Source organism: Micromonospora sp. PTRAS2, from assembly GCF_054052245.1.
In genome coordinates, this window is sequence record NZ_JBSWBU010000001.1 from 848,220 (window position 1) to 861,012 (window position 12,793).

12 protein-coding genes are annotated in these 12,793 nt (G+C 74.4%); 4 read left to right on the forward strand and 8 right to left on the reverse strand.

Annotation, left to right across the window (positions count from 1 at the left end):
* Positions 1–214 precede the first annotated feature (214 nt).
* The 3 genes from ACVMYR_RS04080 to ACVMYR_RS04090 form a co-directional block, all read right to left on the reverse strand.
* Positions 215–1,552 (reverse strand): acetyl-CoA carboxylase biotin carboxylase subunit, encoded by a 1,338-nt coding sequence (locus ACVMYR_RS04080; RefSeq protein WP_457121127.1) that lies wholly within the window; start codon positions 1,550–1,552, stop codon positions 215–217.
* 231 nt (positions 1,553–1,783) lie between these two features.
* Positions 1,784–1,969 (reverse strand): DUF397 domain-containing protein, encoded by a 186-nt coding sequence (locus tag ACVMYR_RS04085; protein ID WP_457121294.1) that lies wholly within the window; start codon positions 1,967–1,969, stop codon positions 1,784–1,786.
* Positions 1,966–2,730, reverse strand: a complete 765-nt coding sequence (locus tag ACVMYR_RS04090; protein ID WP_457121128.1) for a DUF5753 domain-containing protein — start codon at positions 2,728–2,730, stop codon at positions 1,966–1,968. Before ACVMYR_RS04090 ends, ACVMYR_RS04085 begins: the two co-directional genes overlap by 4 nt.
* A gap of 269 nt (positions 2,731–2,999) precedes the next feature.
* On the opposite strand from ACVMYR_RS04090, the gene ACVMYR_RS04095 reads away from it, so the two are divergent.
* Both ACVMYR_RS04095 and ACVMYR_RS04100 read left to right on the forward strand, forming a co-directional pair.
* Positions 3,000–3,278, forward strand: coding sequence for a hypothetical protein (locus ACVMYR_RS04095; RefSeq protein WP_457121129.1), 279 nt, complete (start codon positions 3,000–3,002; stop codon positions 3,276–3,278).
* 62 nt (positions 3,279–3,340) lie between these two features.
* Positions 3,341–3,571: a hypothetical protein gene (locus tag ACVMYR_RS04100; RefSeq protein ID WP_228986590.1), complete on the forward strand. Its 231-nt coding sequence runs from the start codon at positions 3,341–3,343 to the stop codon at positions 3,569–3,571.
* Positions 3,572–3,795: 224 nt separating this feature from the next.
* Here the strand turns inward: ACVMYR_RS04100 and ACVMYR_RS04105 are convergent, their stop codons facing one another.
* From ACVMYR_RS04105 to ACVMYR_RS04115, 3 genes are all read right to left on the reverse strand, one after another.
* Positions 3,796–4,419: a TetR/AcrR family transcriptional regulator gene (locus tag ACVMYR_RS04105; RefSeq protein ID WP_077935391.1), complete on the reverse strand. Its 624-nt coding sequence runs from the start codon at positions 4,417–4,419 to the stop codon at positions 3,796–3,798.
* A 71-nt stretch (positions 4,420–4,490) separates the two neighbouring features.
* The gene (locus ACVMYR_RS04110) at positions 4,491–7,328 is read right to left on the reverse strand and encodes a hypothetical protein (RefSeq protein WP_457121130.1); all 2,838 of its coding nucleotides are present in this window, start codon (positions 7,326–7,328) and stop codon (positions 4,491–4,493) included.
* A 9-nt stretch (positions 7,329–7,337) separates the two neighbouring features.
* Complete coding sequence (locus tag ACVMYR_RS04115; RefSeq protein ID WP_457121131.1) at positions 7,338–9,125, reverse strand: HSP90 family protein; 1,788 nt, start codon at positions 9,123–9,125, stop codon at positions 7,338–7,340.
* A 326-nt stretch (positions 9,126–9,451) separates the two neighbouring features.
* Here ACVMYR_RS04115 and ACVMYR_RS04120 point away from each other — a divergent pair, with 326 nt between their 5' ends.
* Positions 9,452–9,604, forward strand: a complete 153-nt coding sequence (locus ACVMYR_RS04120) for a hypothetical protein (protein ID WP_457121132.1) — start codon at positions 9,452–9,454, stop codon at positions 9,602–9,604.
* Positions 9,605–9,714: 110 nt separating this feature from the next.
* Positions 9,715–10,101: a DUF7144 family membrane protein gene (locus ACVMYR_RS04125; RefSeq protein WP_396789225.1), complete on the forward strand. Its 387-nt coding sequence runs from the start codon at positions 9,715–9,717 to the stop codon at positions 10,099–10,101.
* A 9-nt stretch (positions 10,102–10,110) separates the two neighbouring features.
* Here the strand turns inward: ACVMYR_RS04125 and ACVMYR_RS04130 are convergent, their stop codons facing one another.
* On the reverse strand, positions 10,111–11,757 hold the full coding sequence (locus ACVMYR_RS04130; protein WP_396789224.1) for an esterase/lipase family protein: 1,647 nt from the start codon (positions 11,755–11,757) through the stop codon (positions 10,111–10,113).
* Between the two features lie 95 nt (positions 11,758–11,852).
* Positions 11,853–12,755, reverse strand: a complete 903-nt coding sequence (locus tag ACVMYR_RS04135; protein ID WP_091276064.1) for a sulfurtransferase — start codon at positions 12,753–12,755, stop codon at positions 11,853–11,855.
* Positions 12,756–12,793: the final 38 nt, after the last annotated feature.

Genomic DNA, 12,793 nt, shown 5'->3' on the forward strand with positions numbered 1-12,793 from the left:
GTGCCGCACGCGCCACCGCCCCTCGTGAGGGCGGCCGACGGGACGACGCCGGACGACCAATGGTCCCTCCAGACAACCAGACCCCCGAGCCCCGCCGCCAGGCCGACCCGCCCCCCTGCCGCCTGGGCGGCCTGCGAAGTTGACCAAGAGGTTTGCGTCACCGGGCATGCCGGATCCTGACGCAAACCTCTTGATCACCGAGGCGAAATGGGGGTCAGCGCATGCGGGAGACGATGCCCGTGTCGTAGTCGCCGGAGAGGAACTCCTCGTTCTCCAACAGCTCGGCGAAGAACGGCAGGTTGCACTTGGGGCCGGCCACCTCGAAGGCGGCGACCGCCGCGCGGGCCCGCCCGATCGCCTCCGCCCGGTCCCGGCCGTTGACGATCAGCTTGGCCAGCAGGCTGTCGTAGAACGGGGTGACCGTGTTGCCGTCGACGTAGCCGGAGTCGACCCGCACGCCCTCGCCGGCCGGCTCGCGCCATGTCGTGATCACGCCGGGGCCGGGCAGGAAGCGCTTCGGGTCCTCGGCGTTGATCCGCAGCTCGATGGCGTGGCCGCGCGGGGCGAGCGCGTCCGGGTCGAACGTCGGCGCGAGGCCGGCGGCCACCCGGAGCTGCTCCTCCACCAGGTCGACGCCGTAGACCAGCTCGGTGACGGGGTGCTCGACCTGGAGCCGGGTGTTCATCTCCAGGAAGAAGAACTCCTGCGTGGCGGGGTCGAAGAGGCACTCCACCGTGCCCGCGTTGCGGTAGCCGACCGCCTCGCCGGCCCGCACGGCGGCGGCCAGGAGGCGCGCGCGCAGCTCCGGCGAGACCGCCGGGGACGGGGACTCCTCGACGAGCTTCTGGTTGCGCCGCTGCACCGAGCACTCCCGCTCGCCGAGCGCCACCACCCGGCCGTCGGCCAGGCCGAGGATCTGCACCTCGACGTGACGCACCCGGGGGAAGTACCGCTCGATCAGCACCGAACCGTCGCCGAACATCCGCTCGGCGAACGCGCGCACCTTGTCGTACTCGGTGCGCAGCGCCGCCTCGTCGGCGGCCACGCCCATGCCCATGCCGCCGCCGCCCGCCGCGGCCTTGACCATCACCGGGTAGCCGATCTCCGCGGCGGCGGCGACCGCCGCGTCCAGGTCGGCGGCCGGGTCGGTGGTGCCGGGCGCGACCGGCACGCCGGCCGCCGCCATCAGGTTCCGGGCGTTGATCTTGTCGCCCATCGCGGAGATCGCGTCGGCGCCGGGTCCGACCCAGATCAGCCCACTGCTCTCGACGGTACGGGCGAAGTCGGCGTTCTCCGACAGGAAGCCGTAACCGGGGTGGATCGCCTGCGCGCCGGTCGACTTGGCGGCGGCGAGGATGGCCTCGACGTTGCGGTAGCTCTGGGCCGGGTTCGCCGGCCCCACACAGACGGCCTCGTCGGCCTCGGTCACGAACGGCAGGCCGGCGTCGGCCTCCGAGTGGACAGCGATCGCGCGGATTCCGAGCCGGTTCGCGGTTCGGATGATCCGACGGGCGATCTCGCCGCGGTTGGCCACCAGCAGCGATTCGATCATGTTCTCCTCCAGCGTCCAGGGGTGGGGACGATGCCAGGGAACCATGGGTGACGGGCCGCCCACGAGTCAAGCGCATGGCGGCGGGGCGGATTCAGCGGCCCGTGTCGAGCTGCTGCGGACACAGAACAGGCCCCCGGCGGATGCGGAGGGCCTGCGGGACGAGGGTGCTGCGCGACGAGGGTGCTGCGCGACGAGGGTGCTGCGCGACGAGGGTGCTGCGGGTCGAGCGGGTCAGGCGGTGCGCTTCGCCAGCTCGACGAAGCCGCGCCACGAGGCCGGCGAGAAGGAGAGGGTGCCGCCGTCGCGGTCCTTCGTGTCACGGACGAGGACAACGCCGGGCAGGTTGTCGGCGACCTCGACGCAGTTGCCGCCGTTGCCGCCGCTGCGGGTGCTCTTGCGCCACTGCGCGCCGGTCATGTCCATGCTGCTGCCGCCTCCCTCAGGAGATCCAGGGACTGCGACCGGGACAGGGCCTCGCCCCGGATCCGCTCCCACCGTCGTTCGAGAGTAGCAAGTTGGGAGGCTTGATCGATGATCTGCGCCTGGGCCTGACTGTCCACATGGGCCACCCGCGTCCCGCCGGGAAGCTCGGCGATCGTGAAGGGACCGTCGAGCCCCGGATAGGTCGGGGCGTCGCGGGGGACGATGTGCAGCTGGATGGTCGGCAGCTCCGCGCAGGTCACCAGGCGGGCGAGCTGGGCCGCCATGATCGCCCGCCCGCCGGCCGGCACCCGGCGGATCACCTGCTCGTCGAGGACGAAGACGGTCGTGGGTGCCCGGTCGCAGGTGAGGATTCCCTGCCGGGCGATGCGGGCCACCACCAGGTCGTCGACCTCGACCGGCGACAGGGGCTGCCCGTGGAACGTGACGCGGGCGTACGCTTCGGTCTGCAACAGGCCCGGCACCCATGCCAATTCGAAGGCGCGCAGGGCGACGGCCTCGCGCTCGATGTCGACCCACGGCCGGAACCACACCGGCTCACGGCGCAGAGCATCCGGCCAGAGATCTGCCACATCCTTCCCGAGGATCCTCGCTACCTCGGCACGATGCCGGGTCTGCGGAATGCGCCCGGGATTGGCCCAGCGGGCGACGGTCTTCGGGTGAATCCCTATGCGACCTGCCAAACTCTCGGCGGTCTCCGACGCCTCGGCGAGAGCCGTGACGAACGCATGATTCATGCCTGAGTCCCTTCAGGAACCAACGGAACGTCCGAAGGAAATCATCTAACGCTGTGTGATTGCGCCGCAACCCTGGGCAGGCTGTCATCGGGACGGCGTGGGTCGGGCTGACCGAAATGCCCCGGCCCGCGTTCGTCGAGGGGGCCGCCCGGTCGGTCCTGCGCACCAAGCGCGGGCGGTCCCCTCTCCAACGGCCACGGACAGGGGAAGCAGATGCCGAACCGAGCAGGACCCACCGCGCCGGCAACCGCCCGGGCCGGCAGGCGGCGGTGACCGGCCAACCGATCGACCCGGGCGACGTGCTGCACCTGACCCGCGCCGCGAGCCCGCAATTCGTCAAGCCGATCACCGTACGGGTCATCCGCGAGGTGCGGGACCGGCACACCTACCACGGCTGGACGTGGATCGAGGCGTACGAGCTGGACGCCCGGGGCGACGCCGTCGCCAAGCGCGAACTGTTCGTGCTGCGCGAGGGGCTGCACCGGCTCGCCGTCGCCCTGCGGCAGGCCGCGCCCACCCGGGGCACGAGCCCGGCCCGGGTGCGCTGATGCCCCGCCCGGGTGCGCTGGTGCCCCGCGTTGGTGCCGTGATGCCCCGCCGGCATCTACCGATGCGTCCCGCCTGGCTCTGCCGGGTCTGCGCCGCCCAGTGGCCCTGCCCGCCCGCGCGGCTCGACCTGCCCGCCGAGTTCCACGGCCACAGCGTCGCGCTCGCGTTCTACCTGGCCGCCGCGATGCGGGACGCCATGGACGACATGTACCGACTCGGCGGCCGTCCCGACAGGGCCGCGATGCACGCCCGTTTCCTCGGCTGGCTTTCCCTGCCCCGTCCCCGTCACTGACCGCCCACCCAGAATCTTGGACAGTTGTCGTCAGGACTGAACAGCAACTGTCCAAGAATCGCCGGTGGTACGCGACGACGACGGGCGGTGGGGGTGCCAGGGCTCGGCCCGACCGGCCCATTGGTCGCGGTTAGTCGGAAATGCGGCTTTTCCGATGGCGCTCAGTCGTCGACTAAGGCAAGCAGGGCTCAAAGGCCCCCGGCGCTGCTCAGGCCCGGCAGGGCTCAGGCGTCGGCCTCGGCCAGGAGGGCGGCCAGCGTGGCGGCGCGCAGCAGCGCGGCCCGCCGCTGCCGGTCCACCTCGCCGCCGAGGAACGGCGTCGAGTTCATCAGGCCGAACGCGGCGTGCGCGAGCACCCGCGCCTCGCCGTCGGGCAGGCCCGGGTGCAGGGCGGTCAGCACCGTCACCCACTGCTCCACGTAGAGCCGCTGAAGCCGGCGGATGCGGCGGCGCGGCTCGTCCGGCAGCCGGTCCAGCTCGTGCAGGTGCAGGGCGATCACGGCCGGGTTGGCCAGCGCGAACTCGACGTGGAAGTCGATCAGCGACTCCAGCACCCCGCGCGGGTCGTCGGAACGGCCGGTGACCCGTTCCCGCCCGCCGTCGAGCAACCCCTCGCTGACCGGGATCAGCGCGGCGGCCAGCATCGCCTCCTTGCCGGCGAAGTGGTGGTAGAGGGCAGGGCCGGTGACGCCCGCCGCCGCGCCGATGTCGTCCATCGACACGCCGTGGTAGCCCCGCGCGGCGAAGAGCCCGACCGCGATCTCCAGGATCTCGTCCCGCCGGGACCGTCGCCTGCCAGTGCCCGCCACGCCGCCCGCCGCTCCCCGTGCCCGCTGTTCCACCGTCACCCGGCAAGCCTAGACCCGACCGGACGCCTAGGTTACCCGCCGGTCGGCCCCCGCCAGCCGTCGTCGCCCCATCAGTCGTCGTCGTCGCCCAGGCCGTGCTCCGCGCGGACCGCCGCCGCCTCGTCCGGTCGGCCCAGCTCGTCGAGCACCCGGGCGAGCAGCCACGCCGCCTGGGACGCCGGCCGGGAGCCCGGGGGCAGGCCGCCGAGCACGTTCCGCAGCAGCGGCTCCGCCTCGCCCGGCCGGCCGGCGCGCACCAGCAGCTCGCCGCCGAGCAGCTCCACCCGGGCCGCCTCGCCGAACGCCTCGATCGACCGCAGCCGGGCCGGCACCCCGGCCAGCCGGTCCAGGCCATCGTCCGGCCGTTCGTCGGCGGCCAGCACCCGGGCACCGACCTCCGCCGCGAGCGCCGCCTCGTACGTCACCACCGGCGGCACCTCCGGCCGACCGGTCAGCGCGGCGGCGAGGCCGTCCACCACCTCGACGGCGCGCACCGCCGCCGGCACGTCCCCGGACCAGTTCAGGGCGTCGGCCTCCCGGCGGCGGGCACGCAGCTCGTCGACCGGCGCACCGGCCAGCCGGTAGGCGGTGGCCGCCTCGGCGAACCGCTGCGCGGCCAGCGCGTCCCGGTCGGCGTCGTAGAGCAGCCCGCCGGCCTCCTCCAGCACCTGCGCCCGGTGGGGCAGGTTGTCCGGCCCGTCGAGGTTGCGGGCGAGCTGGTCCAGCAGGGCCAGCGCCGGCTCCAGCTCACCGAGGTCGACGTAGATCCCGGCCAGCAGGTGCCGGCAGCGGTCCGCCTCGGCCTGCGCCCCGAGCCGGTCCAGCCCGAGCACCGCCTCCTCCGCCACCTCGGCCGCCTCCGCAGGCCGCCCGGCCGCCCGGTACGCGTTCGCCAGCTCCCAGCGCAGGAAGGCGTCCCCGTCGGCGCCCTGCTCGACGCAGAGGGTCACCGCCTCGGCGAAGTCCTCCACCGCCTCGGCCACCCGGTCCGCGCTCAGCAGGGCCCGCGCCCGGAACACCCGCACCGGCAACCGGGCCTGCGCCGGGGCCGTCTCCAGCGCCTCGTCGCAGGCGGCAACCCGCTCGGCCGGGTCGTCCGTCGCCCGCGCGTACGCCAGGGTGGCGGCGGTGACCAGCTCGCCCACGCCCACCTCGCGGGTGAGCCGGCGGGCCAGCTCGGCCGCCGCCCGGAACTCCTCCGGCCGCTCCAGTTCCTCCAGCACGTGCGCGCGGTGCAGCGCCACCCGGGCGGCCAGCCACGGGTCGACGTCGGCCTCGGCGGCGGCCATGTCGGCGGCGGCCAGCGCCTCCTCCCAGCGCTGCAGGTGCGCCAGCGCGAGAGCGAGCCGGTCGTACGCGGCGGCCCGCTCCCGGGCGTCGTCGTGCCCGGCGAAGAAGTCGGCGGACCCCTGCGCCAGCGCCAGCCCCTCCTCACCGTCGCCGGTCAGGCAGAGCAGCGCGCCGAGCCGGCCGGCGACCACCTGCTCGCGCACCGGGTCCGGCAGTTCCCGGTACGCGGCCAGCGCCGCCCGGTTCGCCTCCTGCGCCGCCTGCGGGCCGTCGGCGTCGGTCAGCTCGGCGGACCGCAGCTCCAGCCGCCGTGCCGCCGTGCGGGGCGGTTGCCCGGTCGCCCCGAACCGCCCGTCGTAGGCGGCCAGCGCGGCGGCCAGCCCCGCCCGGTCGTGCGTACGCCAGCAGTTGTCTGCCAGGTCGAGCAGCTCGTCGGCGGTGGCCTCGGCCGGCACGGTGGCCGCCGGAACCGGGGTCGCGGGCGGCTCGGGCCGGCGGGCCGGGCGACGGCGGAGGCTGGCCGACAGCGGCAGGTGCTCGCCGTCGGGGCCGGCGGCCAGCCGCCGGGCGATCCACTCCGACTGGTGGGTGGTGCCGTTGCGGGCGTCGAACCGCGCGGCCAGCGCGGTCGCCGTGTCGGTCAGCTCGGCGGCGAGCGCGGCGGCGGACACCTCGCCCGCCGGCCGGTCGCCGGCCGCCCGCCGGTGCAGGGTGACGTCGCCGGCCCCGGCGGCGCGGCGCAGCGCGGCGGCGGCGGTGGCCGCGAAGTGCATCGCGGCGGCCGGGGTGGGCGCGCGGTCCAGCCAGTCGAGGTGCCGTTCGACGATTTCCACGGCCCGCGCCTCGTTGCCGGTCAGCGTGCAGAACTCGACGTGGTCGCCGATGTCCCACAGGTCCGACAGGTTGCCGCGCAGCCGCCGGTACGCCTCCCGGTGCGCGTCCCGCGCCGCGTCGCCCCGCCCCGAGCGGAGGTAGGGCACCAGCAGCGCGGTCAGGATCGCCTGCGGCTGCTCCGTGCAGGTCAGCCGGCCGGCGAGGACCGGCTCGGCCAGCGCCACCGCCTCGTCGTGCCGGCCCACGTGGGCGAGGTGGGCGACCTGGGTGGTGGGATCGCAGCCGGCGCAGTCCGACAGTTCGTCGCGCGGGGCGGTCAGCCACTCCTGGTACCACCGCTCGGCGGCCTCGGCGTCGCCCACGTGGTCGGCGACCAGGTAGCGGTGCTTGTGCACGGCCTGAAGGCTGTGCCCCGCGTTGGCGTACCGGCGCTGCATGTCGTCGAGCACCGCGTACGTGCGGTCCAGCGGCAGCTCGGGGAACTTCAACATGGCGTTGACCATGTACTTGAAGTGCCAGAGGAGCTGGTGGGCGTAGCGCTCGTGGTAGGGCTGCGGATCCCGGTCGAACTCGGCCAGGCACCACGAGAAGGTGACGAAGGACTTCGCCGGCTCGCCGCCGTAGACGTACGCGGTGGTGGCCTGCATCCGCACGGCGAACGCCAGGTGCCGGTCGTCGCCGCTGTCGGCGCGGCGCAGCAGCTGCTCCAGGGCGGCCGTGCGCCCCGCGCCGTACGGCATGCCGCTGCTCTCGTGCAGCATCCGCCACAGCTCGTCGTCACTCATCGGTGCCACTCACTCCCGTCCCGGTACGGCCCGGCCGAGCAGGCCGAGGAAGGAACTGTTCAGCAGCGCGGCGTCGGCCGCGCGGATCGGGTGGTGCCCGAGCAGCAGGGCCTGCCCGTACAGCGCCTCGACGGCGAGCCCGACCAGCTCCGGGTCATCGAGGGTGGTGACCCGGCGGACCAGCGGATTGCGGTGGTTGAGCACGAGCTGCGGGCGGTCCGGCGGGGCGGACGCGGCGAGCGCGTCGAGCACCCCGCCCCACAGCTCGTCGGCGGCGTCCCGGGTCGCGGCGAGCTGGTCGTTGAACGCCGCCGACCGGCTGACCAGGTAGAGCGCCGGCAGCGACACCGGGTCGTACGCCCGCACCACCACCTCGCAGCCGAGCCGTTCCAGGGCACGCTGCGCCCCGGCGAGGAACGGCCGCAGGGCCAGCTCGACGGCCGGGTCGAGGGCGTCGAAGCGGGTGGTCAGGTCGCTCGGCTCCAGCCGCTCGATGAGCACCGACCGGTCGACGGCCGGCAGCCGCTCGATCAGCTCCGCGTCGTACGTGAAACCGGCGTTGACCACCGCCAGGTCCTGGGCGGCGGCGACGGCGGCGAGCTGGCGGAACTCGTCCAGGCTCGCCGCGTACCGGACCAGGCCGTGGCGCTGGCGGAACTCGGCCAGGGTGAGGGTGCCGACGTTGGTCTCCATCGGCCACCACCGGTCGACCAGCCGCAGCATCTCGTCGTCGTGCACGGCGAGGGCCTTCACGCCGAGGTGGTGCACCTGGAGGAACTCGCCGAGCCGGCGCGGGTCGTGCCGGGCCAGCCGGACCAGCCAGCCGCGCACCTGGTCGCCCAGGGCCTCCCGGGTGGCGGTGAGCAGGGCGTCCTCGTAGAGCGCCTCGCGGCTGGCGGTGGGCCGCAGCTCGCCGGCGTCGACCACGCAGTGGGCGAAGAACGCCCAGTCGGGCAGCAGCCCGTCGGCGTGCTCGGTGAGCAGCATCCGCTTGAGGTAGACCCGGTGGCCGGCGCGGGCCGCCGGGTTCACCGGGGTCGGCAGGATGAACGCGACGCCGGTCAGGCCGGCCTCCGGCACCGACAGCGGCACCACGTCGAACGGGTCGACGCCGAGCAGCTGCCGGGCGTAGCGGGTCAGGGCCGGCCGGTCGACGCCCGCGCCGGGCGCGGTCGGCCAGGGCGGCCCGCCGGTGGTGGTGACCGTGTCGCCAACCCGGACGGTCACCGGCAGCAGCGACCCGTAGAGCCGGGCCAGCTCGGTGACGGTCGCGGTGCCGAACCACTGGTCGGCGTCGCGGCGCGGCACCAGCGTCACCGTCGTACCGGGCTCCGGGCGCTGCTGGCCGGCCGGGGCGACCTCGACGGCGTACCGGCCGTCGGCGTAGCCCGTCCAGAGCACCGTCGGCTCGTCGGCGTGCCGGGTGACCACCCGGATCTCGTCAGCCACCAGGAAGCAGGAGAGCAGCCCGATGCCGAACTGGCCGAGGAACTCGTGCCGGGAGAAGCCCAGCTCGTCGCGCTTGGAGCTGCGGCCGATGGTGGCCAGCAGCTCGTGCACCTGCGCCTCGGTGAGGCCGATGCCGGTGTCGTGCGCCCGCAGCGTCCCGTCGCCGGTCAGCTCGGGTGGGAAGATCCGCACCAGCGCCGGCGCGTCGGGCTCGCTCGCCCGCCGCGCGGTGATCGCGTCGACCGCGTTCTGCATCAGCTCACGGACGTAGACCCGTGGGCTGCCGTACAGGTGATGACTGAGCAGGTCGACCACGCCTCGGAGGTCGACCTGGAAGGTGCGGTCCAACGCTGCTGCTCCCCGGTCCGATGCCGGCGCTCACCGTACCGGTGATCACCGACGCCCGGCTGCCCCCGTTCGCCCGGAACTTGACCCTCGACCGGTGACCCGTACCGCTGACCTTCGCCGTGGACGCCTGACCTTCGCCCTCTCCACCCTCCTGCTCCTCCGCCTGCCGGGTTCGCCGCCCACCCCCAAGCGGCGCTCGACGTCCTCGCCGTGCCGGAGGCGGCTTACGGCCTGTTCCTCTCCGGGGCCGGCGTCGGCGGGCTGGGCGGTGCGCTGGCCGCTGGGCGGCTGGCCGGGTGGGCGCGGCGCAACGGGTGGCCGGGCTGGTGACCGCGCCCGTCGGGGCGACGCTGGCCGGGCTCGCCGGGCACACGTACGGGATGCCGCCCGTCGCCTGGGGGGCCGCCTCGGTGTTCTCGGTGGCCGCCGCCGTCGGCTGGCGGACCCTGCGGGGAGTCGACCCCGGCTCGCCCCGCTGATCGGCGGACACCCGGCCGGGCGGCCCCTAGCCTGGAGCCCGGAGGGGGTGGGCCGGACCCGGGGACCTACCGGGCCGTGGCCTTCGCGGACGGTTCGGGCGGGGGGCACGGTGGTCGACGACGGCACGAAGGAGCGCCCGCTGGTGCTGGCGGGGATCCTGCTCGGCGGGGCGGGCGTCTTCGACGTGCTGGCCGGCGTCGGCGACCTGATCGGCGACCCGTACGTCTCCATCGAGGGCGGCGGGATGTACCACTACGACATCACCGGCTGGGCGTGGCTGCACCTCGCCGCCGGGGCGCTGTTGGCGGTGGCCGGGGCGCTCGTGCCGCTGGGTCGGCGCTGGTCCACCCGGCTCGCCCTGCTCGCCGTCGTCGTCGCCGTCGCGACGCACCTGCTGATGCTGACGTACCACCCGATCCGGGCGGTGATCGTCCTCGGGCTGGCCCTGGCCGCCGCCCGGCTGGTGCTGCGGCAGCGGCGCTCGCGCACCGCCTGACCAGGCAGGCTACCGGGGTTCCCGGGACGGCTGGCAGACCTTGCCGGTCAGCGCCGGGTCCGGCTGCTCGCTCTCCTCCCACGCCGGGTTGGCCGAGATCGCCAGCGGGGGCGCCTGCCAGGCGGCCCCGAGCCGCTGGAACAGCGGATACTCGCGCCGGTTCCGCTGGACCAGCTCGCCGCCGAGGAAGTTCACCAGCCGGTCCTGGACGAGGGACCGGTTGAGCAGGCCGCCGTGCACGCCCGGGGTCTGGAAGACCGGGATGCCGGTGTAGTCGCCGGGCGGCGCCTCGGCGGCCGTCGTGTACGGCAGGAAGGCCACCATCCGCACGCCGGGCACCGGGCACATGAGCTGGTTGCGGTAGAACGGGGCGTCGTCGAGCAGCGAGCGGATGAACGGCTCGTCCGGCCCGTTGCCCGGCGCACCGGCGAGACGCCCCAGCCCGAACATGGCGCGGAGCATCCAGCCGGTGACCACGCCCCACCCGTCGTCCTGCCCACGCGGCGGGTAGTAGGCCCGGCCGGCGTTGATCAACGGGCTGAACATGACCAGCGCGTCGACCGCCGGGTGGGGCCGCCGGGCGAGGTAGGTGCGGGCCACGATCGCCCCCTCGCTCTCCCCGACCAGGGCCACCTTCCGGCCGGTACGCCGGTGCAGCCGGTCCACCTGCGCGGCGAGCAGCCCGACGCTGTCCGCCACCGAGATGGTGGTGTCCGGTGGCCGGTAGGGCAGGGGCCGGCCGTCGGAGCCCAGCCCCCGGTAGGAGAAACGTTCCACCCTCGGGTCGCGCGGCTGCTCGCCCCCGTACGCGGAGCCGTAGCCGGCCAGCACCACCACGGCCTCGGTGACCTCCGGCGGCAGCGGCCGGGTGAGCAGCACGTCCTCGGTGCGCAGCTGGTTGCCGGGCACCGTGCTGACCAGCGTCGGGATCAGCAGCGGCACGACGAGTGCCAGCAGGGCCACGATCGGGGCCACCGGCACCCGGGCCCACCGCAGCCGGGGAGCGAGCACGGCCGCCCGTACCGTCCGGTTCCACAGCACGCCGTTGACCACGCCCGCCGCCGCTGCCACCGGCACCGTCCACCAGCCGGGCACGCTCCACGCCACCGCCCCGGCGACCGTGAGCACCACGAAGTTCAGCAGCGTCCACCCGACCAGGGGCAGCGAGGGCAACCCCCGCCACCATGGCCCGACGGCGGCGGCCCGTTGCAGGAACGGCGCGAGCAGGAACATCGGCAGCAGCGACGCGAGCAGCACCCAGGACAGCGCCACCACCGACGCGGCCACCGAGATCACCGCCCACGGCACGACGAGGACCGTGACCACCACGGAGACACCGACGTTGCGCTTCAACAGCTGGCGTACGGGCGGCCGGGGCGCCTCGACCGGCCAGGACAGCGCGACGAGGCCGGTGGTCAACGCGCCCCGGGTGAGCGCCACGTAGGCCAGCCAGAGGACGAACTCCGGCCACGACCGGTGGTAGACGAACAGCCACCTCAGGTCGTGGTACGTGTCGTACGGCCAGACCGCGCTCACCTGGGGCGCGATCCCCTCGGCCGCCACGAAGTCCATGGCGACCAGGACGGTGGCCTCGGCCGCCGGGAACACGGCGGTCAGCACGAGCAGCGCGACGAGCCTGCGGTCCAGGGTCAACATGGCCTCCTCGCCACCGTCGCGGGTCCTGCTCCTCTCGCAGGCTCCACCGGTGGCGGGCTCCGTGTCGGCGCATCCGGCACATTGCCCACAGAAGGTCAGTCGGCCAGGCCGCCCGGCTGGTCGCCCTTCACGACGGGGGCCCGCACCAGGTTGCCCCACTCGGTCCACGAGCCGTCGTAGTTGCGCACCTGCGGGTAGCCGAGCAGGTGGTGCAGCACGAACCAGGTGTGGCTGGACCGCTCCCCGATCCGGCAGTACGCCACCACGTCGTCGGACGGGCTCAGCCCGAGCTGGTCGGCGTAGATCGCCCGCAGCTCGTCGGCCGACTTGAACGTGCCGTCGTCGTTCGCCGCCGACTTCCACGGCTTGCTCACCGCGCCCGGGATGTGCCCGCCGCGCAGCGCGCCCTCCTGCGGATAGTCCGGCATGTGCAGCATCTCGCCCGTGTACTCGCCCGGCGAGCGCACGTCCACCAGCGGCCGGCCGGCGGCGACGTGCGCCATCACCTGCTCGCGGTACGCCCGGATCGGCGCGTCGTTGCGCTCCGGCACCGGGTACGCGGCGCGCGGCCGGGTGACCTTCTCGCGGGTCAGTTCCCGCCCCTCGGCGGCCCACTTCTGCCGGCCGCCGTCGAGCAGGCGCACGTCCGCGTGGCCGAAGAGCGAGAAGACCCAGAGCGCGTACGCCGCCCACCAGTTGAAGTTGTCGCCGTAGAAGACGACGGTGTCGTCGCGGCCGATGCCCTTGGCGGCGCACAGCTCGGCGAAGCTGGCCGCGTCCAGGTAGTCCCGGGTCACCTGGTCGTTCAGCTCGGTGTGCCAGTCGACCTTCACGGCGCCCGGGATGTGCCCGGTGTCGTAGAGCAGCACGTCCTCGTCGGACTCGACCACGACGAGGCCCTCGTCGCCGAGGTGCTCGGCGAGCCAGTCGGTGGTGACGAGCCGCTGCGGGTCGGCGTACGACTGGAGGCGGGGATTCGGATCACTCGGCACAGGCATGAGCCCAACCTACGCCGGTTCCCCCACCCCAGGGTGAC

What these genes read in the sequence shown, in the direction of transcription:
- ACVMYR_RS04080 (WP_457121127.1), bottom strand. Translation starts at nt 1,552, where the DNA reads ATGATCGAATCGCTGCTGGTGGCCAACCGCGGCGAGATCGCCCGTCGG.
- ACVMYR_RS04100 (WP_228986590.1), top strand. Translation starts at nt 3,341, where the DNA reads ATGCGTCCCGCCTGGCTCTGCCGGGTCTGCGCCGCCCAGTGGCCCTGC.
- ACVMYR_RS04135 (WP_091276064.1), bottom strand. Translation starts at nt 12,755, where the DNA reads ATGCCTGTGCCGAGTGATCCGAATCCCCGCCTCCAGTCGTACGCCGAC.
- ACVMYR_RS04085 (WP_457121294.1), bottom strand. Translation starts at nt 1,969, where the DNA reads ATGACCGGCGCGCAGTGGCGCAAGAGCACCCGCAGCGGCGGCAACGGC.
- ACVMYR_RS04110 (WP_457121130.1), bottom strand. Translation starts at nt 7,328, where the DNA reads ATGAGTGACGACGAGCTGTGGCGGATGCTGCACGAGAGCAGCGGCATG.
- ACVMYR_RS04130 (WP_396789224.1), bottom strand. Translation starts at nt 11,757, where the DNA reads ATGTTGACCCTGGACCGCAGGCTCGTCGCGCTGCTCGTGCTGACCGCC.
- ACVMYR_RS04090 (WP_457121128.1), bottom strand. Translation starts at nt 2,730, where the DNA reads ATGAATCATGCGTTCGTCACGGCTCTCGCCGAGGCGTCGGAGACCGCC.